Origin of the sequence: Rhodococcus sp. 4CII (genome assembly GCF_014256275.1) — a bacterium.
Lineage (GTDB): Bacteria > Actinomycetota > Actinomycetes > Mycobacteriales > Mycobacteriaceae > Rhodococcus_F > Rhodococcus_F wratislaviensis_A.
This window is the reverse complement of record NZ_JACCFE010000004.1, coordinates 176271-202181: the sequence shown is the minus strand read 5'-3', so window position 1 is coordinate 202181 and position 25911 is coordinate 176271. Positions and strand designations below refer to the sequence as shown.

18 protein-coding genes, 9 pseudogenes and 1 other annotated feature are annotated in these 25911 nt (G+C 67.2%); of the genes and pseudogenes, 19 read left to right on the top strand and 8 right to left on the bottom strand.

Features of this window, described 5'->3' with window-relative positions; all coding sequences use genetic code 11:
* Positions 1-101 precede the first annotated feature (101 nt).
* From H0B43_RS42340 to H0B43_RS39215, 5 genes and pseudogenes are all read left to right on the top strand, one after another.
* A pseudogene (locus H0B43_RS42340) lies at positions 102-407 on the top strand (transposase); the annotation flags it as partial.
* A gap of 76 nt (positions 408-483) precedes the next feature.
* On the top strand, positions 484-963 hold the full coding sequence (locus H0B43_RS39230) for a hypothetical protein (protein WP_005562957.1): 480 nt from the start codon (positions 484-486) through the stop codon (positions 961-963).
* Between the two features lie 109 nt (positions 964-1072).
* Positions 1073-2194 carry a tyrosine-type recombinase/integrase gene (locus H0B43_RS42710; protein ID WP_005562959.1) on the top strand — a complete coding sequence of 374 codons (1122 nt, stop codon included), beginning with the start codon at positions 1073-1075 and terminating at the stop codon, positions 2192-2194.
* Between the two features lie 701 nt (positions 2195-2895).
* Positions 2896-4710, top strand: a complete 1815-nt coding sequence (locus tag H0B43_RS39220; RefSeq protein WP_185723519.1) for a site-specific integrase — start codon at positions 2896-2898, stop codon at positions 4708-4710.
* Positions 4707-5285, top strand: a complete 579-nt coding sequence (locus tag H0B43_RS39215) for a DUF6262 family protein (RefSeq protein ID WP_185723518.1) — start codon at positions 4707-4709, stop codon at positions 5283-5285. Before H0B43_RS39220 ends, H0B43_RS39215 begins: the two co-directional genes overlap by 4 nt.
* 214 nt (positions 5286-5499) lie before the next feature.
* On the opposite strand, the gene H0B43_RS39210 is transcribed toward H0B43_RS39215, so the two are convergent.
* On the bottom strand, positions 5500-6762 hold the full coding sequence (locus tag H0B43_RS39210; protein WP_252190984.1) for an IS110 family transposase: 1263 nt from the start codon (positions 6760-6762) through the stop codon (positions 5500-5502).
* A gap of 183 nt (positions 6763-6945) precedes the next feature.
* Positions 6946-7367, bottom strand: a pseudogene (locus H0B43_RS39205) (transposase); the annotation flags it as partial.
* Positions 6952-7083: a sequence feature (AL1L pseudoknot), on the bottom strand. Its footprint overlaps the pseudogene before it by 132 nt.
* 97 nt (positions 7368-7464) lie before the next feature.
* On the opposite strand from H0B43_RS39205, the pseudogene H0B43_RS43395 reads away from it, so the two are divergent.
* The 3 genes and pseudogenes from H0B43_RS43395 to H0B43_RS39195 all read left to right on the top strand — a co-directional run.
* A pseudogene (locus tag H0B43_RS43395) lies at positions 7465-7737 on the top strand (alcohol dehydrogenase catalytic domain-containing protein); the annotation flags it as partial.
* Between the two features lie 157 nt (positions 7738-7894).
* Positions 7895-8380 carry a zinc-binding dehydrogenase gene (locus H0B43_RS41100; RefSeq protein ID WP_397517420.1) on the top strand — a complete coding sequence of 162 codons (486 nt, stop codon included), beginning with the start codon at positions 7895-7897 and terminating at the stop codon, positions 8378-8380.
* A 13-nt stretch (positions 8381-8393) separates the two neighbouring features.
* Positions 8394-10217: a sigma-54-dependent Fis family transcriptional regulator gene (locus H0B43_RS39195; RefSeq protein WP_185723517.1), complete on the top strand. Its 1824-nt coding sequence runs from the start codon at positions 8394-8396 to the stop codon at positions 10215-10217.
* A gap of 139 nt (positions 10218-10356) precedes the next feature.
* On the opposite strand, the pseudogene H0B43_RS43390 reads toward H0B43_RS39195, so the two are convergent.
* A pseudogene (locus tag H0B43_RS43390) lies at positions 10357-11494 on the bottom strand (3-hydroxyacyl-CoA dehydrogenase NAD-binding domain-containing protein); the annotation flags it as partial.
* A gap of 161 nt (positions 11495-11655) precedes the next feature.
* Entirely contained in the window at positions 11656-12444 is a 789-nt protein-coding gene (locus H0B43_RS41085; RefSeq protein WP_052024115.1) for an enoyl-CoA hydratase/isomerase family protein, read from the bottom strand.
* Between the two features lie 267 nt (positions 12445-12711).
* Here H0B43_RS41085 and H0B43_RS39185 point away from each other — a divergent pair.
* A pseudogene (locus H0B43_RS39185) lies at positions 12712-13875 on the top strand (acyl-CoA dehydrogenase family protein); the annotation flags it as partial.
* Positions 13876-13914: 39 nt separating this feature from the next.
* Positions 13915-14298, top strand: coding sequence for a WhiB family transcriptional regulator (locus tag H0B43_RS42705; protein ID WP_312033593.1), 384 nt, complete (start codon positions 13915-13917; stop codon positions 14296-14298).
* Between the two features lie 147 nt (positions 14299-14445).
* Here H0B43_RS42705 and H0B43_RS39175 read toward each other — a convergent pair.
* From H0B43_RS39175 to H0B43_RS39160, 4 genes and pseudogenes are all read right to left on the bottom strand, one after another.
* A pseudogene (locus tag H0B43_RS39175) lies at positions 14446-15895 on the bottom strand (IS1380 family transposase).
* Between the two features lie 27 nt (positions 15896-15922).
* Positions 15923-16051, bottom strand: a pseudogene (locus tag H0B43_RS42700) (IS3 family transposase); the annotation flags it as partial.
* Between the two features lie 127 nt (positions 16052-16178).
* Complete coding sequence (locus H0B43_RS39165) at positions 16179-16487, bottom strand: transposase (RefSeq protein WP_185723516.1); 309 nt, start codon at positions 16485-16487, stop codon at positions 16179-16181.
* A gap of 1264 nt (positions 16488-17751) precedes the next feature.
* Positions 17752-18927: an AAA family ATPase gene (locus H0B43_RS39160; protein ID WP_005574424.1), complete on the bottom strand. Its 1176-nt coding sequence runs from the start codon at positions 18925-18927 to the stop codon at positions 17752-17754.
* Between the two features lie 258 nt (positions 18928-19185).
* Between H0B43_RS39160 and H0B43_RS39155 the strand changes: the two genes are divergently transcribed.
* The 9 genes and pseudogenes from H0B43_RS39155 to H0B43_RS39120 all read left to right on the top strand — a co-directional run bounded on the left by H0B43_RS39155 (position 19186) and on the right by H0B43_RS39120 (position 25902).
* Complete coding sequence (locus H0B43_RS39155) at positions 19186-19497, top strand: hypothetical protein (RefSeq protein ID WP_005575208.1); 312 nt, start codon at positions 19186-19188, stop codon at positions 19495-19497.
* A 366-nt stretch (positions 19498-19863) separates the two neighbouring features.
* Positions 19864-20917, top strand: a pseudogene (locus H0B43_RS39150) (Ig-like domain-containing protein).
* 289 nt (positions 20918-21206) lie between these two features.
* Complete coding sequence (locus H0B43_RS39145; RefSeq protein ID WP_312033591.1) at positions 21207-21440, top strand: hypothetical protein; 234 nt, start codon at positions 21207-21209, stop codon at positions 21438-21440.
* Positions 21441-21793: 353 nt separating this feature from the next.
* A pseudogene (locus tag H0B43_RS39140) lies at positions 21794-22993 on the top strand (ISAzo13 family transposase); the annotation flags it as partial.
* Positions 22994-23300: 307 nt separating this feature from the next.
* Positions 23301-23606, top strand: a complete 306-nt coding sequence (locus H0B43_RS39135) for a hypothetical protein (RefSeq protein WP_052024045.1) — start codon at positions 23301-23303, stop codon at positions 23604-23606.
* 62 nt (positions 23607-23668) lie between these two features.
* Entirely contained in the window at positions 23669-24082 is a 414-nt protein-coding gene (locus H0B43_RS42315) for a hypothetical protein (RefSeq protein ID WP_252190983.1), read from the top strand.
* The gene (locus H0B43_RS42310; RefSeq protein WP_312037658.1) at positions 23967-24533 is read left to right on the top strand and encodes a GAF and ANTAR domain-containing protein; all 567 of its coding nucleotides are present in this window, start codon (positions 23967-23969) and stop codon (positions 24531-24533) included. The genes H0B43_RS42315 and H0B43_RS42310 overlap by 116 nt, the downstream gene beginning before the upstream one ends.
* Before the next feature lie 120 nt (positions 24534-24653).
* Positions 24654-25250, top strand: a complete 597-nt coding sequence (locus tag H0B43_RS39125; protein WP_252190982.1) for a hypothetical protein — start codon at positions 24654-24656, stop codon at positions 25248-25250.
* 181 nt (positions 25251-25431) lie between these two features.
* Positions 25432-25902 (top strand): hypothetical protein, encoded by a 471-nt coding sequence (locus H0B43_RS39120; RefSeq protein ID WP_185723514.1) that lies wholly within the window; start codon positions 25432-25434, stop codon positions 25900-25902.
* Positions 25903-25911: the final 9 nt, after the last annotated feature.

Below are 25911 nucleotides of genomic sequence, written 5' to 3'. Positions count from 1 at the left end.
GACCGCTCATTGAGACTCGCGCACCGATCGTTGGGTAAGGACGTGCCGGCGTGGCTGTCAGGCAAGGAGGCACCACGCAAGACGACGACGGGAGGGATTTCGTGAGCGAGCTATGGGTTGGGGTCGATGCCGGTAAACGCGCCCACCACTGCGTCGCGATTGACGCAGCAGGTGCCGTGGTCTTGTCCAAGAGGGTCGACAACGACGAGAGCGCCCTACTCGACCTGATCGCGGCAGTGCTCACCATGGCGGACGGCGACCCCGTGGTGTGGGCCACCGACCTCAATACCGGTGGGCCGGCGCTGTTGATCGCTGTACTCGAAGCGCACGGCCAGCAGGTGCTCTACATTCCTGGGCGGATCGTGCACCACGCGGCGGCGACGTATCGCGGGGACGGCAAAACCGACTTGTTGACCGAACTATCGGGCCGGTCTTTTGGAAGGTGCGTGCGGGGTTCGACTGGGCTCGCTAGGTTCGCTTCTCATGACCGACGACGGGGATGTGCCGCGGGAGTTCTCCGGGTTGGTGGTGCCGCTGCTGGGGTCGCTCGAGGCGACAGGAGATCTGTTCGAGCCGTATCAGCTCGTTGACGGCGATGGCGCGGTGGTCGTGCCGGTCGCGGTGTTCTTCGCCGAGTTGGGGGCATGCGGGCGTCCGGCGACGACGCAGCGTTCGTATGGGATGGATCTGTTGCGCTGGTTCCGCTTCTTGTGGGCGCTCGGGGTGGGCTGGGATCAGGCGACTCGGATCGAGGCACGTGATTTTTGCCGCTGGTTGCAGGTCGCGGTCAAGCCGCACCGTCGGCATTGGCGTTATCCCGACGGTGATGCCCCGCAGTCGGGTGGGCAGCGGACCGCATCGGGGTCGAATGCGGTGACCGGCAAGGCTGTTCGCGGTGACCGGTACGAGGCGGCGACGGTTGCGCACTGTGAGAGCGTTATCTATAGGTGTTGTAAGGCGTGAGGCACGTGCGAAGCGCGTGCTCTTCTCTACGTCACTGAGAGGTATCTGCTAGGTGTCTGTCACATCTGTTACGTCTGTCTTTACGCAAAGATTCAGAGCTGAACGTGCCGTGTCTCCGACCGATGAGACCGTCGCGTGGGTTGTCGTCTCGGACTCGTACGAGATCCACCGCCAGGCGTCGACGTATCTGGAGTCGTTGCGGGCCAGGGACTGTTCGCCGAACACCGAGCGCGTGTATGCGGGCCGGCTCGCCCTGTATCTGTCGTATTGCGCTGCGCACGGCCTGGACTGGGCTGCACCGGGCTTCATCGCTCTGACGCGGTTCTTGCACTGGCTCGTGAAGGAGCCACTACCGCCACGGGGCCGGCGGGCCAGTACCAGGCCGCGCTACCGGGAGAAGTCGACCGCGAATCACATTCTGACGACGGTGGGTGAGTTCCTGAAGTTCTGTGTCCCGTTCGGATGGGTCGAGCCCGCGACGGCGGCGATTCTGTCCGAGACCAAGTACCTGTCGTTCCTTCCGCCCGGATACAGCGCGGGCGAGGACGAGCAGTTCCGGACAGTCGAGACCAAGACGATCAGGTACCGGGTCGCGGTACCGGGCTACGAGTGGCTGAGCGACGAACAGTTCGGGCAGCTGGTCGCGTTGACAGTGCGGGCCCGGGACCGCTTCCTGGTTTATCTGCTCGGGGCCACCGGCATGCGGATCGGTGAGGCCCTGGGCCTGCACCGCCAGGACATGCATCTGCTGCCGGACTCCTCGGTGCTGGGCTGCCAAGTCCCTGGCGCACACGTGCATGTGCGGCGGCGGATGAACACCAACGGCGCGTTGGCGAAAGCCCGCAGCCCACGGTGGATCCCGACCGACGCGGACGTGGCCAGCTTGTACTCCGACTACGTCTACGAGCGCGAACAGGTCCCAGAGGCCGCACAGAGCGAGATGGTGTTCGTCAACCTCTTCAAGGACCCGCTCGGGCAGCCGATGAAGTACCCGAACGCGAAAGACCTCTTCAACCGCCTGGCCGCCAAAGCCGACTTCGCCGCCCGCCCCCACATGCTTCGGCACACCGCCGCCACACGGTGGAAGCGCAACGGCACCCCCGACGACGTGACGCAGAACCTCATGGGGCACGTCTCCTCGTCCTCGATGGCTCCTTACGTCCACGCCACCGACACCGACAAGCGCGAGGCCGTTGAGCGGCTCACCGCCCTGCGGAAGGACCGCTCATGACCACCGCCCCCGAGTTGATCGAGCACCTCACACCACCCGCGGCACAACATGACGCTCGCCTGGAAGACTGGCGAACCTACCTCGCCGGCCGCATCGACCCCGACTGGCGCACAGACGAGTGGGATGCGGCTCTGTGGCTGTTCACCGGTGACCTGGACAACCCGCGAACCGTCTCCTACAGGTGTTGGACACCCGAATGCCCACGAGTGAATGCTGCCGCCAACATGAGGTGCAGGAGTTGCGAGAAAGCCTTCGCGCGAAGGGGGCTGAGTGTGGAGGAGTTCGACGCTACTTATATCCCCACCACAAGGCTCGAAGCCTACAAGGCGCCTGACCAATGTGTGGCCGGCCCTGAAAATGGCCGGTGCCAACGACGGGTATCGGTGCGTGGGCTCTGCAGATCTCATTACAGCCTTTGGGTCGCAACGTTCAAGCGGGAGAGGATAGAGGACTCCGACCGGAATCTGGCCATCTGGGCTGGCACGGCGCAAGGCTACGAACTACGGCCCCCGTGCTCGGTGCTCGGATGCTTCACGGAGTCCTCAGTCAGTGCGGGTCTATGTCCAACTCACTACGGCCGCTGGATGAAGAGCAACGCCGAGACACGAGGGGCAGTTGAGAACTGGGCTAGTCGACAGGCCCCTTACTTGATGGGAAATCAGATATCCCTGGCCCCGTTGCTACCCACAATGCGGCTTGAGGTGCTGTTCGCACTGCAGCAGCGGGATGCAGCCAGCAGGAAACTGGACCCGAGGGCCACACGATCGATCGTGTCCCGGGTTGTCAATCTACCCAGTCTTGTGCTCGCCCCTCCGGGGAGCGTCTCTCCAAATATGTTCGGCCGAACTACGAGTGTCATAGCCCATTTCCATGAAATGCTTCGGCATCTGCGTCTGGCCTTCGACCATTTCAACGGCATCGACCCCACCGAGCGGATTGTATGGGACCTGTCAGCGCTAGGGATAGGTTCGGCAACCGGTATCCGGGCTCGCCGCAATGCAGGAACGGCGGATTTTGCCGAGATTCAGCAACCATGGCTGCAGGCGGTCGTGATGCAGTGGGCCCGCAGCAGCAATCCCACCGGCTCCAAGCTGGCCACGCGTATCTCAGCGTGCATGGTGGCCTCCAAGGTCCTGACGCTTCGGCCAGGCGGAGGGATGGAACCCTCCGAGCTGGGATTCGCGGACATGACTGCCGTCGTTGCGGCCTTTCGCATACTGCTCAGAAAAGACGGAAACCCCTACAGCGAGAAGCGCCGGCACACCGCGCTTTCGAGCTTCTGGCAGGTTCTGGATTTCGGGCGCCTCGCAGGGATGCTCGATACTCTTCCGGCCCTGTTTGGTCGCCACCCTGAGCATCGAATCGCATTGCCTGAAATCAACGAAGACGAGATCGGAAAGGCGGTGCCCGAGACAGTGATCGCCCAACTTGACCGCTCGCAGGAAACGCTGGGTGATGGTACTTTCAACGGCTCCATGACTGCCGAAGACGTCAAGGAGATGTGTCGTACTCTTTACGCATTGATGCGAGATACGGGCCGCCGTCCCAACGAAATAGTTTCCCTGAAGATGGGGTGCCTGGAGAAGGTCGACGGCCACTACAACCTAATTTGGGACAACAATAAGGGTAAGCGGCTACGGCGGCGACTTCCCATCGATATCGAATCAGCGGGAATCATCCAGAAATGGCAAGCCACACGGGCATCCCTGGACGGTTTCGCGCACGGAGACGGCTACCTCTTTCCCGCCGCAACAGAGCGCAAAGAGACCGCACATTTGGGATCGGACTTCCTCTCCAGGATGCTCCGATCTTGGGTAGATACTCTTCCTCATCTGGACTCTGAGACACCTGGCCCAGACGGCGGCGCGTTGCCGTTTGAGCGGCCACTGATATTCCCTTACGCATTTCGCTTCGCGTTCGCGCAACGCTGTGCGGATGCCGGAATTCCGCTGGACATACTCAGAGAATTCATGGATCACAAAGACCCCAAAACAACACTTGGATACTACAAAGTCTCACTGAACCGGAAGCGGGCGGCGGTGGAACTGGTGCGCAAGCACGCCGTGGACCGTGGCGGACGCCCGGCGCCGATGCCATCGATGGCCGCCTACGAGCGAAGTTCCGTGGCGGCACCGTTCGGCGGCTGCGCTGAACCCAGCAACGTCAAGGCTGGCGGGAAGGCATGCCCGCTTCGCTTCCGTTGCGCCGGCTGCGACTTCTACCGGCCCGACCCGTCCTATCTACCCGTCATCGAGGACCACATCCGCACGCTGAAAGCCGAACGGGAGACCGCCGAAGCGTTGGACGCCGCGGCCTGGGTGACAGGGAACATGAATGACGAGATCGACGCCTACAAACGCGTCGCCGCCAACATGAAGAGAAAGATGGAGGAGTTGACCGCAGACGAGCGGGCCGAGATCGAGGAGGCGAGCAAGATCCTTCGCAAGACCCGGGCCGCGAACGGCCGCACCCTGTTTCCCCTGACCGTCGTCCAGCCGAACGGGGAAACACTGTGAGGGACAAGCGAGTACCGGCCGAAGTCCTCAAGGAAGCCCGGCGTCGAGACAGCCAGGCCAAGCGGACCAAAGTCCTCGCAGTCCTCCAGGACATGGTCGCCCGCGGCGAAGCGGTCACCTTTGCGACGGTCGCCAAGCAGGCCGGGGTATCGAACTGGCTGGTCTACGCCGAAGGCGTCCGCGAGCACATCGAGGCCGCCCGCACACGACAGGCCACGCAGCCGCAAAAGGCCCCCACGGGATCCGCGGTGGGTGCAGCCGGCCTCAAGACCGACCTGGCCCTGGCGCGGCACGAGATCGCCGAACTACGACATGAGCGAGACCAGCTCAAGGACGTCGTCCGACGGCAGCTGGGGCACCAGCTCGATCAGGTCGGCACGAGCGAACTCGTCGCACGCGTCGACGAACTGACCTGCCAGAACAGCGAACTCACAGCGAGAGTAGACGCCCTCCAGCGCAGCAACACCGACCTGCAGGAGAAGCTCACCGAGTCGGAGGACGATCTCCAAGCAGCCCGCACAAGCCTGCGAAGGATGATCCGCACACGGCCGGCCCCGTCCCCCGCCAGCACGTGACTCAACCGCCCAGCCATACAGGCACATCGCTCTATGGCTGGGCGTGGCGTGCCTAATGTGCCTGCAAAGAGCGCAACCGGTTTACCTGCAAGAAGACTTGACACCTATAGATAAAGAGCGTGTTGCGTGGCTTCTACGACTTCCATCTGGAGGCGGGCACTGGGCCGATGGTCAATCCGTTCCCATTGTCTCGGCAGCGCCGCGCAGGTCGGACTCATGCGCACCACAACCCGATGGATCCGTTCCCCGGGCAACGCAGCGGCCGGTATCGGCCGAAGGTCGTGACGCGGGCGCCGCGCTGCATCCCGGACGCCCGGTTCGATGAGCTGTTCGCACAGCTGGGTTCGCACCGTGACCGGGCACTGGTCGCGTTCTGGGCCAGTCGTTTGTTGCGGACCTTGCGGGCCTTGACGTAGTGCGATCGGCCTGATGACATTGTCACCGGCGCTGTGCCGGCGTACGAGCGAAGGTTGTTCGGGTGGGTGAATCGTTCAGGGTCGTCGCCGATTTCGCCGAGGACTCGAGCGGCCAGGACGGGGCCCAGGCCGGGCGCCGACCGCAGAATAGCGGCTTGCGGGTGCGCTTCGAACTGCTGCCCGAGCTGCGCCTCGAGGGCGTCGACGGCTTCTCGCATCGCCACCAGGACGGCGATCAGCCCGGTGGCGGTGTGGCCGTATGCGGTCTCGACTTGCGGGGGTTGCCGCAAAGCCGGTGCCCGCAGGAGGGTGAGGATCTGCTCGGCCAGGGCAGGGTGGTTGCCGCGACCCGAGCGTTGCAGCAGGGTAACGACGCGGCGGCTTGTCAGCTTGGCCGCAGCCGCGGGTGTCGGGACCGCCGCGAGCACAGTCGTCGCCGCGCGATGCTTGAGATTCGGGAATGCCTGCACCGCTTGTGGATAGAATTCCAGTAGCAATGAGCGGAGTCGGCTGACCGTTTGATTCAGCGCCCACACCGCCTCCTGATGTTGACGTGCGAGCGTCTTCACCGCGCGCCCCTGCTCGCTGATGGCCGGTAGCGGCCTGTGCATGTGCCGGTCGGTTCGCAGTACGTGCGCGAGGACCGCGGCGTCGCCCGGGTCGGACTTCCCGCCGGCTTGCCCGTGGCGTTCGCGGTAGCGGGCCACCGCGCGTGGGTTTATCGGGTATAAGGTGAACCCGGCGTCGGCGAGGGCGACGACAAGCAGATTCTTGTCGGTTTCGATGGCAATAGGGATGTCCTCGACGCTGTCGCAGTGTTCCGCTATCAGTGCCAGGAAATCAGTGAATCCGGCTGCGCCGGTGTCGATTCGGGTGCGTGCAATGATATCGCCATTCGTGTCGACCAAAGACACATCGTGATGCGCCTCGGCCCAGTCGATCCCGCAGGTGATGCCCATACATCCTCCTTGTGCCGGTGACCTTCCGTTGAGCTCAAGGCGGGTGCGGCAACCTAATGGACAGCGCTCTGTGGCGCGGCATCTCACCAGCCGTTCACACATACACCTCGTGGCGGACCGGCAGGGTCACCGTCTACATACGAGATCTCCGGTGCGTTCCGTGTCATCACATGCAGTGATCACCTGCCGGCAGCTCACCAGCTATTCTGCACCCGGATCCGTGGACGGGCAGTGATCTCCTGCCGGTTGCCTCTTCCGTGTCGGGACAAGCCGACCCACCCATTAGGTGGACGGGGCGATACTGATGCCGTGCTCGGTGAGCACGGCACAGATCGGGTCGACCCCGAAACGGGAACGGTAGGCGTCGATGAAGTCGACGATCACCGCAGTCGGCGGTCGACCTCCGCCGCCGCGAAAAACGCGCTCGCGGTCTTCAGAATCTCGTTGGCTCTGCGTAATTCGGATACTTCTCGGCGAAGCCGGGCGACCTCGTCCGACACGTCAGATGTTACAGACGATGCGCCGGGTGCCTGACGGCTCTCCTCCCGCTCGATCCAGTTCCGCAGCGTCGCCGGCGCGATGTCGAGCAGCTCGCCGACATGGCGACGGGCTGCGACCTTCGAGCCTCCGCGCTCCTCGATCCGGTCCCGATACATCCGGACGGCACGCTCCTGGGTCTCGGCGTCGTACTTCTTCGGTGCAGGCATACCAGCATTCTCCTTGCTAGATCAGCAGCATCCACCTCGTCCAGGACGGTTCATTCCGACCCCGAGCCCGGCCGGCCGGAAGGTCCTTTTGAGGGTCATGCGGGCCGGCGTCTGCCACACCGACACCCACCTGCGGGCGGGTGGATACGATCTGGGCAGCCGCGGGCTGATGAGCATGAAGGACCGCGGCATCGAGTACCCGATGGTGCTCGGCCACGAGGTGGTCGGCGTCGTCGAACAGGTCGGCGACGACGTCGAATCCGTTCGCGTGGGTGACGTGCGGCTGATCTACCCGTGGGTCGGCTGCGGCGAATGCCGGCACTGCCGCGACGGTAACGACAACCGTTGTGCGGCAGGACGAAACCTGGGTGTGGCCCGGCACGGCGGCTACGCCGAATACATTCTCGTGCCCGACGAGAAGTACCTCGTGGACATCGAAGGTCTCGACCCGAGTTGGGCTGCCACCCTGGCCTGTTCGGGTCTGACCGCCTACAGCGCGGTCGACAGGATACTTCCCCTCGAACCGGATGAGCCCGTCGTCCTGTTCGGTGCGGGAGGACTCGGCCTCACCGCCGTCGCGTTGCTCCGTGCCCGGGGCCACCGCAACATCTGCGCGGTCGATGTCGCCGAGGGGAACCTCTCCCTTGCCCGGGACATGGGCGCGTCGAGCACCGTCCTCTCCGGCGAGCGCCGTCGTCGACTTCGTCAACAACGGTGTCACGGCCACGTCGGCGTTCGAGGTCCTGACCAAGGCGGGGCACATGGTCCAGGTCGGACTCTTCGGCGGCGAAGTCACCATCCCGACCGCACTCCTGGCCCTGCGCATGATCCACATCGAAGGCAGCTTTGTGGGGACTCTTTCGCAGCTGCAGGACCTGGTGCGGATCGCCCAGAGCGGAAAGCTGCCGAACATCCCGGTCGTCGAACGGACGCTGTCCGCGGCGGAGGTCTCCCGCGCCCTGGACGACCTCACCGCCGGGGGCATTGCTGGACGCATCGTCTTGACTGCTTGACACTGGGATGGTGATGGAAAAGTCCCGCCGTGAGGACGAGGTCCGGAGTGCCCGCGAACTGCTGATCACGCAGGGGCTGGTCCGAGCCTCCGTTCCCGCGTCCCTCGTCGCCGAGGAGATCGAGCAGAGCTGGCGCCGCTCGGTCTCGCACCGCGTCGATCCCGGGGTCGGACCCCACATTCTGGGGGAGATCGACCCGGACAGCGCCATCCTCCGTGCCGCGGGCCGGATCCTGGACCAGTGGCAGACCAACCTCACCGACTCGCGGATGACTCTCTTCCTCGCCGACGAGGACGGGCGCATCGTGTCCCGGCGCATCGTCGACACCCAGGATGAGCGGGCACTGGACCAGGCCAACGCGGTGGAAGGTTTCGACTTCTCCGAACAGTCCCTGGGCACCAACGGTCTCGGCACCCCGATCGAGTCACGGGGCATCGTATTCGTCCGCGGCACCGAGCATTTCAACGATGCCCTCGCCCAACTGGCGTGCGCAGGGGCTCCGATCAAGCACCCCATCACCGGGCGGATCGTGGGTTCACTCTCCATCGCCTCTCACATCGACGTCGCCAGCCCGTTGATGGTCGCGATGGTGCGGCAGGCCGGATATCAGATCGCCGAAGCGCTCGAGCTCATGGCCGACTCCCGGGACCTCGAACTGGCGCGCACCTACCGCCTCTTCCGGTCGTCCCGGCACCCGGTCCTGGTCATGAACTCGGAAACGGTGATGACGGACTTGCCCGCCCTCGCCCACTTCGACGCGGAGTCGCACGCCGATTTGTGGGAAAAGCTACGCCGCCACCGCTGGGATCAGGACGAACTGCAGCTCGAGCTGCCCACGCTCGGCACCGAGGCCATGGTTCGGCGCCTCGGCCGCGCCGGTCAGGACGCGATCTTCGCACTGGAGTTCACCGAGCAGGCCGCCGCGGCCGCGTCCGAACAGGTGACCGTCGCCCACAGCCAGGACAGTACGGCCGGACCTGCCGACGGCGTTGCGCTGGACGGCGTGGCGTCCCGTCGGACCCGGCCGACCCCGTATGGCGACGTGCAACGGCAGCTCACCGCATCCGCTGACGTCGACGGGCTCATTCGCGTCGTCGGAGGCCCCGGCAGCGGCAAACGCCACCAGGCCTCGAGATGGCTTCGCCGGCGCACCAGCCAGGAGCCCGAGGTCATCGCCGCCCGCGACCTCGCTGCGGATGACGCGGTCCGGGCTCGCGGGGAAGCCGCGTTGCGCGACGGTCGCGGGATCGTCGTGGTGGGAGGAGACGATCTCTCCGGCGACCTGCGTGCGCGTCTCGGGGACTTCGCCATGATCCCTCGCCCCGGAGTCCCCGCGGGTGCCCGGGTCATCCTCACCGAACGCACCGGCGATGTGGACAACGGCGGTGCAGACGCCGGTCCGGCGGCGGTACGCGTCCCCTCCCTCACGGAACTGCGCGACGAGCTGCCCGCCGTCGTGCGCGAGGTTGCTGCCGAGCTCTTCCCGGGCGCGCCGGCATTCCGGTTCTCCCCCGCTGCGCTCCAGTGCCTGCTGGCCTGGCGTTGGCCCGGCAACGTCGCCGAGTTGACCCGGCTCCTCACCGCCCTGCCCCAGCCGGTTCGCAGCGGCCTGATTCAGACCAAGGACCTGCCGGCCGACATGCAGCAGACGTCCTGGTCCTCGCTGAGTCGCTACGAGAAGGCCGAGCGCGAGACGATCGAGGGCGCCCTGCGCGAAGCCGACGGAAACAAGGCGCGCGCCGCCAAGATTCTGGGCATCGGCCGCACCACCCTGTACCGCAAGATGCGGGCCCTGAAAATCGATGCCGACGAACGAATGATCGCCCCCGGTCGATGACCTCGAGGCCCGTCGGCCGCCACGGTGGACACTCCTGCGGTACGTCTCCGTGGACTGACCGCACGCTTCATGGGCTGCAGCACCGTCGCGCACCCAAGTCCCAGCGACTGGACCTGGGGCAACCCGTTGTGCCCGAGGTCTAGAAGCTGGTGCGGCCGTCGGCGACGAGTTGCTCGAGGAGCGGTGCCGGCGTCCAGGTTTCGCCGTGGATCTTCTCGAGGTGGCGGATCTTGCCGAGGCTCAGATCGAGGCCGAGGGTGTTCGCGTAGTGCATCGGACCCCCTCGATAGGCGGGGAATCCGTAGCCGTCGACGTAGACGACGTCGATATCGGAGGCACGTTGGGCGATTCCTTCACCGAGCAGTGTGGCGCCTTCGTTGACGAGGGCGAGGATGCAACGCTCGACGATCTCCTCGTCGGTGATCGTGCGGCGCTCGATCCCGTCCTCGGCGGCGCAGGCGCGGATGATCTCGTCGACGGCCGCGTCCGGGATCTGGGTGCGGCTGCCCTTCTCGTACCGGTAGTACCCGGCGCCGCTCTTCTGCCCGAATCGCTCGTTCTCACAGAGGATGTCGGCGACCCGCGCATACCGCAGATGCTTCGGCCGACTGGGGGCCAGCCGCTTGCGGGCGACCCAGGCAATGTCGAGACCGGCCAGATCCGACATCGCACACGGTCCCATCGCCATGCCGAAGTTCTGCAGCGCGGTGTCGATCTGCTGCGGGGTGGCGCCTTCCTCGAGGAGGAACTCCGCTTCGCGGCGATAGGGGGTGAGCATGCGGTTGCCGATGAACCCCTCGCACACCTTCGACAGCACCGGGATCTTCCCGATCGCCTTGGCCAGGCGCAGACCGGTCACGACGACGTCGTCACCGGTCGCCTTCCCACGGACGACCTCGACGAGCTTCATGATTGGCAGGGCTGAAGAAGTGCAGCCCGATCACGTCCTGCGGGTGGGAGGTGGCACGGGCGATCTCGTCGAGATCCAGTCGAGAGGTGTTCGACGCCAGGATGGTCCCGGGTGTGCAGAGCGCATCGAGCTTGCCGAACACCTCCGCCTTGACGCCCATGTCCTCGAAAACCGCCTCGACCATGAGGTCGACGCCGGTGACGGCATCGAAATGCAGGCTCGGCTCGATCAACGCGGTCCGCTCACGCGCCTGCGTGTCGGTGAGTTTGCCCTTCGCGGCGAAGGTTTCGTAGGTGCTGCGGATCCGGGCCAAGCCGCGGTCGAGTGCGTCCTGATCCTGCTCGATGACGGTGACCGGGAGGCCGCCGTTGGCGAATGCCATCGCGATGCCGCTGCCCATGGTGCCGGCGCCGATGACCGCGACCCGACCGATCGGGCGGGGCACGGTGTCGGCGGGGATGTCGGTGGCCTTCGCGGCGGTCTTCTCGGCGAGGAAGACGTGCCGCAGGCCCGCGGCGTCGGGGCTGTTCAGCAGGCGCAGCCGGCCAGCCCATCGGCGATCGGGAGCCGAGTGGCGGTCTCGACGGCGTCGATGGCGGCGAGCTGGGCGCGGCCGTTGCGGGTGCTCGGGCGCACCGTGCGGCAGGCGGCATCGAAGTCGATGCCGGTCGCGGCGGCCGGTGGCAGGGCGTCGACGACCGGCCCCGGGGTGCTGGTATCGATCTGGGTGCGGAGGAAGTCGAGGGCGGCGGTGATCGGGTCGCCGTCAACGCAGGCGTCGACCAGGCCGAGGTCGGCGGCCTCGGTGCCGGTGACCGGCACTCCCCGCTGAATCATGCGCAGCGCGGCCACGGCGCCGATCAGGCGGGGCAAGCGCTGGGTGCCGCCGGAGCCGGGGATCAGGCCGACGTTGACCTCGGGGAGGCCGAGCTTCGCGTCGGGGTGGGCGATGCGGTACTGGCAGGCGAGTTCGAGGCCGCCGCCGAGGGCGAAGCCGTGGATGGCGGCGATCACCGGCTTGGGTAGTTGCCCGATCGTGCTGAGTACGTCCGGGAGGGTGGGGTCGGCGGTGGCGGCGGGGGTGCCGAATTGGCGCAGGTCGGCACCGCCACAGAAGCCCTTGCCATCACCGACGAGGATGACGGCGTGCACCTGATCGTCGGTGGCGGCACGGCCGACGGCGGCGGCCAGGCCGACGCGGACGGTGTCCCCGAGGCCGTTGACCGGCGGGTTGGTGAGGCGGATGACGGCGGCACCGTCGCGGACCTCGTACCGCACGGTCGGTGACGGCTGGTCGAAATGCTGGGACGTACTCATGGACCCTTCCTCGATGCTGATGGCGGGCGTTGTGATCTACGCCGATATCTCCTCTCATCGTGTCCGATGCCGCGGCGGCGGGGTGTTCCGCTTTGGAACACCCCGAGGGCCGCGGTGTGACACATCATGGGAATACCGCGCCAGATAACCAATCGGCGCCTCGAGAGCGGCTGGAACGTGTGCGCTGAGGCACTGGTGCACCGCCGCGCACGCTTCGACCGATCCCGCCGGTCGGCCCATCATCAGGAGATTGACGTGACCTCAACCGTGAACAGTGATCCGACAACGCAGTTGGACGACGACGACTTCCGCGACATCCTGGCCCACACCCGGACCTTCGTTCGGAACGCGGTGCTTCCACGAGAGCAGGAGATCGACGAGGCCGACGCGATCCCCGCCGATGTCCGGGCCGCGGCCAAGGACATGGGGTTGTTCGGGTTCGCCATCCCCCAGGAATGGGGCGGTCTCGGCATGAACCTCGCGCAGGACGTCGAACTGGCGATGGAATTGGGATACACCACCCTTGCCCTGCGGTCGATGTTCGGAACCAACAACGGTATCGCCGGTCAGGTGCTGGTCAACTACGGCACCGAGGAGCAGAAGACGACCTGGCTCGAGGGCATCGCGTCCGGTGACGTGGTCGCCTCGTTCGCCCTCACCGAGGCCGGCGCCGGCTCCAACCCGGCCGGGCTGCGCACCAAGGCGGTGCGCGACGGCGACGACTGGGTGATCACCGGGGAGAAACGGTTCATCACCAACGCCTCGATCGCGAACCTTTTCGTGGTGTTCGCCCGCACCCGGCCCGCCGACGGCCCCGGCATCGCCGTGTTCCTGGTCCCGGCCGATACCTCCGGCGTTGCGGTGGGGGGCAAGGACCGCAAGATGGGGCACGCGGGATCGACCACCGCCACAGTCCACCTCGACGACGTGCGGGTACCATCCACGGCCCTGGTCGGCGGCAGCGAGGACGTCGGCTTCCGCGCGGCGATGACCTCGCTGGCCCGCGGCCGGGTGCACGTCGCGGCGCTGGCCGTCGGACAGACGCAGCGTGCGCTCGACGAGTCCGTCGCCTACGCGGCGACCGCGACGCAAGGCGGCACCGCGATCGGTGATTTCCAGTTGGTGCAAGCGATGCTCGCCGACCAGCAGACCGGCGTCATGGCGGGGCGGGCGCTGGTACGCGACGCCGCCCGCGCCTGGGTCGAGGACACCGACCGCCGGATCGCCCCGTCCGTCGCGAAGCTGTACTGCACCGAGATGGTCGGCAAGGTCGCCGACCTGGCCGTACAGATCCACGGCGGCAGCGGATACATCCGCGAGGTCGCCGTCGAGCGCATCTACCGGGATATCCGGCTGCTGTGCCTCTACGAGGGCACCAGCGAGATCCAGCGGCTGATCATCGGCGGCGGCCTGGTCAAGCAGGCGGTCCGCACCGCGGCGGGCGGTCCGCACCGCGGCGGGCGGTCCGCGGTGAGCGGACTGCGCCGGGAAGATTCCGCCCACCGCAGGAACACCGCCAGTACCGTTTCCGGCGACTGGTGGGCGCACGCCGCGTGCCGTGGCGCCGAACTGGCCGTGTTCTTCTCACCTGACGATGAGCGCGGCCACGCCCGCGACCGGCGCGAGGCGCGGGCGCGGCGGATTTGCCAGCGCTGCCCCGTGCTTGCGCAGTGCCGCGATCACGCGCTCGCGGTGGGTGAACCCTACGGTGTCTGGGGTGGCATGACCGAAGGGGACCGACGCACGCACCGCCGCCGATTCCGCCGCGGTGAGCGTCGACCGCTCGAATCCCTGCGCACGCGAACCGTTGCCGACGTCCCGCGGATGCGACGGTCTGCACTGGCTCTTCCTTAGCCCGAATGCACCGATCAGCTGATGGGGTCGCCGTGAGTGTCGCTGTGCGGCAGCGGGTGGGGTGCGGGCATGGGTGATCGTCCGATCTCTCGTATCGGGTTGTTCCACTGGAGCTTTCGCGTCGATGCTGGACAGGTATCGCGGGTGTTAGACGATGATCGGATCGGAGCGCCCGAATGCGTTGTCGAACAGGGCTATCCATCCTGTTTCCCAGGGCCAATGTGTGGGTAGGTGCAGCGTCAACTTCCGGGCGGAGGAGGCGATGCGTGCGGGCACCGCGACCACGGTCCGCCGGATGGTCCCGGTGGTCGCTTTGACCAGCTTCGGGTCGTCGGTGAGGGTGCCGGCGGCGCGGGTGAGATTGAAGGCCATCACCGCGCAGACCGGCCAGGCGGCGTTCGCGGTGAACCGGCCCGAGGGCAGATGCGCGAGCGCGGAGTTCTTCAGATCCGCGTTCACCTGCTCGACGATCGCGTGCTCACGGTGCAGCTTGTCCGCGCGGCGACGGTACCGACCTCGTCGGAGTCGGTGGTGGTGAAGAACGCGTGGAACCGCCAGATATCGAACAGCTCACCTTGGCCCGGGTCCCTCTTCGGTCGCAGGTCGGGGATGCGCCGCACCACCAGACGCCCCGGAATCCGGTGTGCGTTCTTCTGGGAGGCGAACGCGGTGAACGGTATCTCGGCGACCTCCGCACGCGAGATCCATTGTTCGGTGTCCTCGTCGTAGACGGCGTCGGTGTATTCGATCGGCGTCCAGGCGTTGTCGTCGTCGATCGATTCGATCGCTCCCTTGATGGTGGAGGTCAGGCGTACGGTCGCCGAGACGTCGGCTCCGGCTGCGATCGCGGCGCCGAGGGTGGGGTATCCGTAGAACGCGGAGTCGACCCGAACCAGTGCCTTCGGTACGTCCGTGGCGTCCGTGGCTGCGTCAGTGGCTGGATCGGTGGCCGCCGTGCGGAGGCGGTCGACGGTGGCCAGGGCGTCGGCAACCATCCGGGCGGCCCCGCGCGGCGAGCCGCAGGCACCCCGGCGCAGGCGCTGCCCCACGATCACCGGCGCGCAGGTGTCGGTGGTGACTGTAGCGAGCAGTGCGTTCAGACCGCGGACCCCGGAGTACCCGTATCCGGAACCCTGCTTGCCGTGACCATGAACTTCGATGATCGTGTCGTCGATATCGACCAGCACCCGGCCGGTGCCGATCCCCGAAACCAGCGGTGATCGCTGGGCGAGAGCGCACAGGAACCTCGAGGCGACGGCATCGAGTGCCGCACGTGCCCGAAGGTGAACTGACGGAGGAACGATCCCAGCGTCGACGGTGCGTACGGCCGGTCGAAGACGGTCCCCATCGCCCCGTGCCGCAACAGTGCCAGGTCGGCGATGCTGTCGGCGCCGGCGACCATCCCACCGACCAGGGACCCGACCTTGCGGCCCGGGTTGGCACCCTTGTCCGTCGGCACGCTCAGGTGCTCGTCGGCGAGGGTGAGCAGGCCGCTGGCCTGGGCCAATGCCATCACCGGCACCAGGCCGGCGGTCGCCACGAGATTGGGGTCGTCGAACCTGGCCGCGGCGACGGGTCGGGTGTGAGATAGTTGCATCCGCGAGATGCGGCGCCCGTTCTCCCGCATGATCCGCTCGACACGCTTGCGGCCGACCCGCACCCCGCGGCGACGCAGCTCCAACCAGACCCGCGGGGACCCGTAGGTGCCGGCGAACTCGTGTGAGGCGCGGACCTCGTCGATCCACCCGAGCAGCTCGGCATCCTCCCGCCGCCGCCGGGCGGGCAGCGTCGCCCGTGCCCGCCAGTCGTAGTAGGTCGACGAGGCGATTTCCAGGACCCGTAGTACGAGAGCGATCGGAAGTCATGGGCGTCGATGAACCTCATGACCGCCTCCGGGTCGGGTCGATCTCGGACGCGAAAAACGCACTCGCCGCCCGTAACACATCGTTGACACGGCGCAGTTCGGCGTTCTCCTTCGCCAATCGCCGGTTCTCCTCCAGCATCGACGTCGACGGCCGGTCGTCGCGCTCGCCGTGATCGGCCTCGGCCTGGCGGATCCAGTTCCGCAACGCCTCCGGGTGCACGTTCAGCTGCTCGGCCAGCCGTCGGATCACCGGCCTCGGCTCCGACTCCCGGTACAACCGCGCCGCACGCTCCCGCAGCTCCGGCGGATACTTCCTCGTTCCCACAGTGACATCCTCCTCCGTCTACCCAGGATCACACCTGGCGCGGAAGTCTTCGGGAAACGGGGGAAGCTCAACCCGGCGGCGAGCTCGTCGACCCGCGCGGCAGTACCGAGAACGGTGCTGGCGGTCCCCGCGGCGTGCGGGTTGTGGTTGTGGGCGGCCGGGACCGCTACCGGCGCCGCGGCGGTTGCCAGGACACGCCGGGTCCTGGTCCGGTCCCGGCTGCGGGTCTGGGTGTGGGATCAAGCCTGGGAGAAGTTCGCGCAACCACCGCGCTGACCCCCATGCTTCACCTCGGGAGCGTCGGCGAGGGTGCCGACGCGCTCCACCTCAACCTTCGCGTCGGCGAGGATGTGACGCAGGGCCGAATGCGGCGACGGTCAGCCGGCTGCGTTGCTCGCGGAGCCCGTTTCCGGTCGCGGCGAGGGCGGACCGGGCCGCACAGCCGACGAACCGGTGCCGAGCAGGTCGAAGAGGACGCTGAGCCCGCGCAGGATGACCTCATCGAGGCAGGCGACCATGGCCGTGCGATGGCCGCGGCGAGATCGCCGCTCCCCCACAGCACAACCGGCCCGCCGACAGGTTCGTCGATCTCGAGGGTGAAGCCGGTCTCGTCGGGATCGACCTGGTCCCTGGCCGCGGCACCATGCGCAACGGCGGCGTGTGCGGCCTACCGCGTCGTTCGACGAACTGCGCTGTGAGCCTGGATTCGAACGACTATCGGGGACCACCTGCGAGGGTCTCGGGTGCGGGTCGGAGAACCGCACCCGGCGCGGCTGGTACCTGTCGGGAACCGGCGACTGCGCGGCGACAAATGAGGCGGATATATTTCTGACCGCGACGAAACAGTCGCTGCCGACGCTCGCCATGGGTGGTCTCTCAGGTCGACGGTCTCCTCCAACCCGGCGTCGAATGGAGCGGCGACCCAGTAGTTCTCATGCGTCTCGCGGGTTCCGCGGGATCCGGGAGACCAACGTCGCCATCGTCACTGCGGAGTGATCCTGTGAGCGGGGCCTGGGAGCGGCTGGACATCCCGCCCCGCTCCCCGACCATGACCATGACCATGACCATGACCATGATGGTCCTGACGCGACCCACGCGCATCGGACGGGGAATCGACGATCGTTGCACCGCTGCCGTCACGACGAAAAGACACACGTGCGTTGAATTCGCACCCGTTGCGTGCCCCGCTTCTGCACCGACCGGGTTGTCTCCGGCGCGTCTGCGGGGCGTCGACAGCACGGCACGGCCGCATCGAGCAGTCAGGTCAGTCGTGTTCGCGGATGAACTGGTGGAAACCCGGCACCGTGAAGGCGAGGACTCCGCGTTCGGGCGCGTAGACGAGACCCTTCTTGATCAGTTCGTCGCGCGGAACCGACAGCGCCGACGCGCTGGGCTTGCCCATCGCCCGGGCCAGGTCCCGGACGACGACACCCTCGCCCTCGCCTTCCTCCGCCAGGGCACGCAACAGGTCCTTCTGCGCCGGTGTCGCACGGTCCCACCGCGACTGGTAGAGACCAGCATTCACCTCATCTCGCGCGATCTCGGTACCGACCTGCGCGTCCTCGACCGTGAAGACCGGGCCTTGGGCGTTGTTCCACACCGCCTTGCCCACCTCCTGCAGAAAATAGGGGTAGCCGCCTGCTGCATCCAGGGCCAGCCGCAGTGCCGCTTCGTCCCACTCGGCGTCCCGCTCGATGACCGGTTGGACAAGCGCCGCCCGCGAGTCCAGCTCGCTCAGGATCGACAACGCCCGGAACTGGTACAGCCGCTCGGCATAGCTGTTGGCCGTGGCCAACTGCGACGGCAGCGACGGCAGACCCGCCCCGACAAGGAACAGGGGCAACACCGGTGAGGTCTGACTGATCTGATGGATCGCGGTGCTGACCGCCGCCATCTCGTCGGCCGTGGCCTCCTGCAGCTCGTCGATCAGGATGAGCGCACCGACACCCAGCTCACGCACGGTCTCCCCGAGAACGACGAACAGGTCGGTCAGGTCGGTGGACAATCGGCCGGTATCCGCGAACCCGGCAGCCGGGTCGATATCGACGCCGACGGTGACCACACCGAGGTTCAGTGACACCGTGAACGACTTGAACACCCCCAACAACGGGGTGAGCTTGCTCGGGTCGAAGCGTCGCGTCGCGGTCCGCAGACTGGTAGCGAGCGTGGTGGCGAGTTCCTCGGCCAGCCGGTCACCCTTGCGAACCTCCAGCTTGGCGACAATCCAGCCACCGTTGATGGCCGTGCGCGCGAGTTCCCCGATCAACACGGTCTTGCCGACCCCGCGCAGACCGGTGAGAATCCAGCTGCGGTCCCCCTCGCCCAGTTCGGTGATCCGCCGACGCACGATGTCGAAGTCCCCGAACAGAGCGTCACGACCAGCAAGAATGGGCGGTCGCAGACCTGCCCCGGGCTTGAACGGGTTGAGGACAGGATCCATCCATCAGACATTATCAGTCTTTATAAGAACACCCCTTATAAAGGGCTATACGGGAGCGTCTCAGCGTGCAGCGCGGGGTGGCCGCGTGCACCGACCAGCGCCGATGTGACCGGGACGAAAACCCCTGACCCGTAGCTGCTTGCTGCTGCAACCACGGGGCGCGGATGCCACTGGCACCGTCGACGAGCCCGCGTGATGTGATTCGGTCCAGATGCCCGCGATCGACGACTGCCGTCGGCACGACAAGGGAGGACCGAGATGACCGAGGTCGACCACATCGACGTGGTCGGGGCGCAGTCCGTGCTCGAGGTGGCCGAAGTGGTCGCCGCGGTGCTCGGGGCCCGGATGGAGATGGGCGGCGAACCCGGCCGCATCGTCATCACCGAAGCGCCCGACCCCGATCTTCGAATCGTCATCGGGCTGGCGATCAACGACCGCGGCCTGCCCGACAGATGGACCCGGCGGATCACGATCACCCACGACCGCGGGAGCGCCGAACGTCGCGGCTGGACACAGCACCTCCACCGCGCCCTCACCGAGCGCCGCGGCTGGACACTCACCTCGCCATGAGGATCAGACCCTTGAACGGAAGGCCCGGGCTGGCCGCGCGGATTTCCCGTCGAAATTCCCGCCGCAGCACACCCATCGATACCCCCGCCCGACCGGTGCACTCCTCCCCCGGCCGTCACATCCCGGCGCCCACCGCCCGTGAGGGTGTGGTCCCCTCGCGAATCCAGCCTTGCGGAGAAAGGTCGGCCGCGAACACACGCCGCAGTGCCGGTCGCGCCGGCCGACGACGACCGCCGCGTCCCGCTGCCGTGGTGACGCCCATCGCCCGGTCACTGCATGCGCCCGGTCCCGTCTGCACGGAACAATGACTGTCATGCACGTCCGTCACACCGTCCCGGTCGGCTCGCCGAGGTCCTCGTCGTCCTGATGCTCGTTCTCGTGGCCGCTGCCTGCGCACCGTCCACCGACCAACCCGCTGGCCCGGCCGCGCCGCCCCATCGGGTCCTCCGATCGTCGTGGCGCCGACCGACGGCGCCGCCGCGGTCAACCCGCTCGATCCGGTAGTGGTGGCCACAAACCATGGCACCCTCGAGTCGGTCACCATGACCAACGACGAGGGCCGGGTCGTCGAGGGGATCTTCACCCCCGATCGGCTGTCCTGGAAACCGGGCGTGCCTCTCGGCTACGGTCGCACCTACACCCTCACCGTGTCCGCGGTCGGCGACCAGGGTGCCCGGAGCGAGAAGACCAGCACCTTCACCACGGTCACCCCCCGGCAACCAGACCATGCCGTCCTTCGTCACCACCGGCGGGAACTTGCTCGCCGACGGCGGTCACATTCGGCGTCGGCGCCGTGATCGTCACCCATTTCGACGAACCGATCACCGACCGCGTCGCCGCCGAGAAGGCCCTGCACGTAGACACCGCACCCCCGGTGACCGGATCCTGGTACTGGGCCGGCGATCAGAACGTGCACTGGCGACCGGAGAACTACTGGGCGCCGGGCACGAAGGTTACCGTCCGCGCCGACGTCTACGGCCTTCCGCTCGGGGACGACCTGTTCGGCCAGGCGGATGCGCAGACCTCGTTCACCATCGGCGACGCGCACATCTCCGTCGCCGACGACACCACACCAAAGAGGTCACCGTCACCGAACAACGGGCAGGTGGTTCGCACGATGCCGACCTCGATGGGCCGGGGCGGTACCGAAGTCGTGAATGGTCAGACCCTGTCGTTCTGGACCCAGCCCGGCATCTACACCGTCCTCGACAAGGCCAACGACGGCATCTACCTCCACGAACTCGCCGACACCAGCTGGGCGCAGGGCAACACCAACGTCTCGCACGGCTGCCTGAACCTCAGCCCCGACAACGCCCGCTGGTTCTACGACTTCTCGGTCCCCGGCGACGTCGTGGAGGTGCGAAACACCGGCGGCGCCCCACTCGAGCTGCGGCAGAACGGCGACTGGTCCGTGCCCTAGGAGCAATGGCAGGCCGGCAGCGCCCTGGACTGACGAGGAGACGGGCCGGTTCGTGACCGTCGCAGAGGCGCTCGTGCGTCCCCGACGAACCAAGGAGCCGAGGAGGTTGCTCCGCGCCGTTCGCCCAACGGTCCTCGTCGGCCATGTGATCACCCCCGCTCCTGGTGAATCCGCCCCGGGTGCACGGGCACCGTCACTGCGTTACGTGCCCGTGTCGCGGACGCGGTTTTGCCGTACACCGGTCCGGGGTATGTGGTGACTGGGGTGTGTTGTCGAGGTGGTGAGTGCGGTGTCCGATTCCTACGCCGACGTCGTCGAGCGGCTGTGCGGCGAATTCGACGGCCGGGTGCCGCTGCCGATGGTCACGCAGATCGTGCGGCAGTGCCGCCGCGAAGCGAGCGGCACCGACGCCCACTCCCCTGCCGACCCGAATCCACCCGGACTCGAAGGCCTCGCGCGCCAACGACTGCTGGCCGTCTCGACACCCGGCGGGACGACCTGCCGGGGAGACGAAACGTCCTGAGGCACTCCGGTCCGCTGACACCCGGGTGGGTGGTACCGGTACCGCCGGAACTGCGCGGCTCGGGGCCGCAGCGCGCCGATCCTGGCACCGGCGAACAGCCCGGCGGGGTTCTTGCGTGCTGCTGGGTGCGGTGGCGCCCGGGGCAGGGATGAGCGGTCGATGATCGAGGCTCACCAGTGTCCGAGATTTCCCTCCCCCAGCGCCGAGATGACGTACAAGACGATGACCAGCGGATAGTACCGATTGAGCACCGCACTCACCTCCGGGACAGGGGACGGACGGGCGGTTGTCGCCCTTAGGACTCGCGTCAAAATAGAGTAGGTTTTTGATGCCGCTGCGGCTACGGTTGTGCTATGGCAGGCAAGTCGGGCGTCGCGGAATCGGTCGCGTCGAGGTATGCGGTGCTACGCCCGCATCTTGACGAGCGACAACGTCGCCTACTGCTGGGGGTGGAGGCGCAGCAGTTGGGGCGGGGCGGAATCAAGGCGGTCGCGGAGGCGACCGGTGTTCATCCCGACACCGTGGCGCGTGGGGTGCGGGAGCTGGACGGCACGCCGGAACCGTCGGCGAGGGTGCGGGCTGCCGGGGGTGGCCGGAAGAAGCTGGCCGAGACCGACCCGGGGCTGGCGGTCGAACTGACGGCGCTGGTGGACCCGGAGACCCGCGGGGATCCGATGTCGCTGCTGGTGTGGACGACCAAGTCGACGAGGAAGCTGGCCGGCGCGTTGACCGAGGCCGGGCATCCGGTCTCCGAGCGGACGGTGGCGCGGATGTTGCGGGCGATGGGTTTCAGCCTGCAGGGCAACGCCAAGGTGATCGAGGGTCGCCAGCACGAGGATCGTGATGCCCAGTTCCGCTACCTCAACCGTTGTGTCGGTGAGCATGTCGATGCCGGGCAGCCGGTCGTATCGGTCGATACGAAGAAGAAGGAACCGGTCGGCGAGTTCAAGAACGGCGGCCGGGAGTACCAGCCGGCGGGGCAGCCAGAGCGTGTCAACGTGCACGACTTCGCCGACACCGAACTCGGCAAGGCCATCCCGTACGGCATCTATGACGTCTCGGCCAACTCCGGATGGGTGTCGGTGGGCACCGACCACGACACGTCCGCGTTCGCCGTACAGACACTGCGCCGCTGGTGGGACGGCATCGGACGCCACCGCTACCCGCAGGCCCACCAGCTGCTGATCTGCGCCGACGGCGGCGGCTCCAACGGTTACCGGATCCGCGCCTGGAAGATCGAGCTGGCCAAGCTCGCCGCCGAAACCGGTCTGGCCATCACCGTCTGCCACCTGCCACCGGGCACGAGCAAGTGGAACAAGATCGAACACCGGCTGTTCTCACAGATCACCATGAACTGGCGCGGAAGACCGCTCGAGACCCATCAGATCATCGTCGACCTGATCGGCAACACGACCACGACCACAGGGCTGACCGTTCACTGTGTTCTGGACACCGACCAGTACCCCATCGGCGTCAAATACTCGATGAAAGATGTTGCCGCCCTGCCGATCACACGCCACGACTTCCACGGCGAGTGGAACTACACCGTGCGCTCCGCGACACGCCCGTAACCACCGACCTTATTTTGACGCGCGTCCTTACCGGAGTTCGGGTACCCGCTGTGCCGGCGAATACCCGCGCACTTCCCCCCATCAGTTGTTGATGCCCCACGCGATCAGGCGAGCGCACCCCCCGCCGGACAGGTGACCGGTGGCGGCGCAGCACCGGCGGTGCCACACACCCTTCTCGATCTTGACCAGATGCCATAGATTTACTCCTCTCTGGATCGTAGAATATGTCCAGAATTTCGTTGGATGTTCGGGAGCACGTCTCCCGGTTCGAGCGGAAGGGGTGAGTGCCGTGGACAATCCGTTGCACACCGTGCCCGAGGCCGATCGCCTCGAACAGGACCTGCCCGCCGACCCAGGTCTGCTCCTCACTGCGTCCCCGACCGATGACTGGGACCCGGCGTGGGATGTTCCGGAGGCCGACCGGTTCGAGCAGATCCAACCGGTCGCCCCCGTCGACGACCCGCTGCACGCTGGTGGTCTCGAGGCGGGATGGGATGCGCCCGAAGGGGACCGGCTCGAGCAGGCAGTCTCCGTCGCCTTCGACGCCGAGTGGGATCAGACCGGTGATGAGGCGTTCGAGGAGGATCGGCAGTAGCAGCACGACCGTCGTTCCGCAGCCGTCCGGCCGGAACGGCGCCTCCCGGAAAGGGAAGCGTCATGAGGGAGAACACCACCGATCAACTGTCGCTGGCCGAGGCGGCGCAGGCCCTCGACACCGTCACCGATGCGCTGACGGAGCTGCGTGACGAGGGCGCCGCGCAGGAGCCGCTCGAGGAGGTACTCGGCCGGCTGGCCCGAACGGCGGCCGCGGCGGTGCCGGATGCAGACGCGGTCACCGTCACGCATCTCGACGACACCGGCCCCCGCACCGTGGCCCTGACCGACGACTCCGTCGCCGACATCGACGCCGACCAGTACGCCGCCGGCCGCGGCCCGTGCCTGCACGCGGCGCACCGTGGCCCTGACCGACGACTCCGTCGCCGACATCGACGCCGACCAGTACGCCGCCGGCCGCGGCCCGTGCCTGCACGCGGCGGCGTCGCGGCGGCCGGTGCGTGCGGTGGTTGGTGAGTATGCCGAGCGGTGGCCGGAATTCACCGCTGCCGCACGGGCGGCGGGGGTCCGGGCGTATCTGTCGGTGCCTTTGATCATCGACACCCCCGGCGAGGGCCCCGGGGAATTGGTGGGTTCGTTCAACGTCTACGCCCGCACCGCCGCGGCGTTCGATCCGTTCGACGAGAAGATGATGCAGTTGCTGACCACCGCCGCGTCGGCGGCGATCAGCAATGCCCGCCGGTGGTGGCGCGCACAGCGGCAGGTCGAGCAGCTCAATCAGGCGCTGACCTCCCGGGCGGACATCGATCAGGCCAAGGGGATGATGATGGTGATGCACGGCATCGGCGCCGACGAGGCGTTCGCCCGGCTGATCGAGATCTCCCAACGCACCAACACCAAGGTGCACCGCGTCGCCCACGACCTGATCGGCAAATTCAGCAGCCCGGACCGCTCTCCGACTCGGTGACATCACCGGTTGCATCGCAAGCGGCGGGAAGTGACGGTACGGCGATGACGGCGAGGGGGCATGCACGCGGGGTTTCGGCACGAACACTGAAGGCACAAGAGAACATCCGGAGGCGACACCATGGCGGGGCGGGCACCGGGTCCGGTGCGGTGGTGGCGGTTGCAGCCGTGCAGCCGTAATCCGTTGATGCGCCGCACCGATCGGGTCGAGTCGGCGCTGGTGGCGCTGGTGGTGGTACTGGTGTTGTTGTGGGTGCCGGTGTGCGCGGTGGTGGGGACCGAAACGTTCGCCTCGTTGCAGCAGCAGAGCCGGACGCTGCAGGCACAGTCGCGGCCGGTCCCGGCGGTCCTGCTGATCGACGCCGTCTCCGATCCGCAGGACGAACCGGCGATGCGGATCATCGACACCGGCACCGCCTCGTGGGCGCGGTGGACGGTGGACGTGGACGGGCGTGAGCACACCGGACAGGTTCCGGCTCCCCCGCAGGCCCGGTCGGGAGACACGGTCACCATCGAGGTGGGACCGGACGGGGACCTGCGTGAAGCCCACGGGAGCACCGAGAACGCGGTGCTGGCCGTCTCGGCCGCGTGCGGGTTGTGGGCGGCCGGAGCCGCCACCGGCGCAGCGGCGGTCACCGGGACACACCGGCTGCTGGTCCGGTCCCGGCTGCGGGGGTGGGATCAGGCGTGGGAGAAGTTCGCACAACCACCCCGCTGACCCGGCACCCCCGGTGTCCGGATACAGCCCCCGAGGGCCCTACCGACTGCCGTATCCGGACCGGACCGGAATGCACACCGGATCCACTTTCCGACGCTACTCCCCACCGCCCCCGCAGCGTTCCGCACTGCCTCACCCAGAGGTCAGGCACTCATCGATCGGTTGTGCGGGACGGTGCGCGGTGACCGGGCGCCGGCGCGGGGGGATCGGCTGGTCGCGCATGGGCCGCGGCGGCACCAGCTCCAGCACGGAGGCGGACCGGGTGTGGGCTGCGGTGAACGCGTCGGCGACGGTGCCGAAGCGCTGCACCGCATCGATCCCGGCGTGGTCGAGGATGCGGCGCAGGGGTCCGAGTGCGGCGACGGTCAGCCGGCTGCGTTGGCTCACGGAGTCGGGTTCCGGCGTCGGCGAGGACGGACAGTGCGGCGCAGCCGACGAAACCGGTGGGCAGCAGGTCGACGACAGCGCTGCGCCCGCGCAGGACGACTTCGTCGAGGCAGTCGGCCAGAATGGGGGCGGTGCCCGTAACGAGGTCGCCGCGCACCCGGAGCACGATCGGGCCGCCGACGGGTTCGTCGATCTCGAGGGTGAAACCGGTCTCGTCGGGGTCGGTCTGGTCCCAGGCGGCGGTCTGGGACAGGGCCAGGCGTAGATGCTGCGC

Bases quoted from the DNA above. Each gene is read 5' to 3' on its own strand.
- H0B43_RS39230 (WP_005562957.1), top strand. From the start codon at position 484: ATGACCGACGACGGGGATGTGCCGCGGGAGTTCTCCGGGTTGGTGGTG.
- H0B43_RS39210 (WP_252190984.1), bottom strand. From the start codon at position 6,762: ATGTGTGAACGGCTGGTGAGATGCCGCGCCACAGAGCGCTGTCCATTA.
- H0B43_RS41100 (WP_397517420.1), top strand. From the start codon at position 7,895: ATGAGCCCGTCGTCCTGTTCGGTGCGGGAGGACTCGGCCTCACCGCCG.
- H0B43_RS39195 (WP_185723517.1), top strand. From the start codon at position 8,394: ATGGAAAAGTCCCGCCGTGAGGACGAGGTCCGGAGTGCCCGCGAACTG.
- H0B43_RS41085 (WP_052024115.1), bottom strand. From the start codon at position 12,444: ATGAGTACGTCCCAGCATTTCGACCAGCCGTCACCGACCGTGCGGTAC.
- H0B43_RS39160 (WP_005574424.1), bottom strand. From the start codon at position 18,927: ATGGATCCTGTCCTCAACCCGTTCAAGCCCGGGGCAGGTCTGCGACCG.
- H0B43_RS39155 (WP_005575208.1), top strand. From the start codon at position 19,186: ATGACCGAGGTCGACCACATCGACGTGGTCGGGGCGCAGTCCGTGCTC.
- H0B43_RS42315 (WP_252190983.1), top strand. From the start codon at position 23,669: ATGAGGGAGAACACCACCGATCAACTGTCGCTGGCCGAGGCGGCGCAG.
- H0B43_RS39125 (WP_252190982.1), top strand. From the start codon at position 24,654: ATGGCGGGGCGGGCACCGGGTCCGGTGCGGTGGTGGCGGTTGCAGCCG.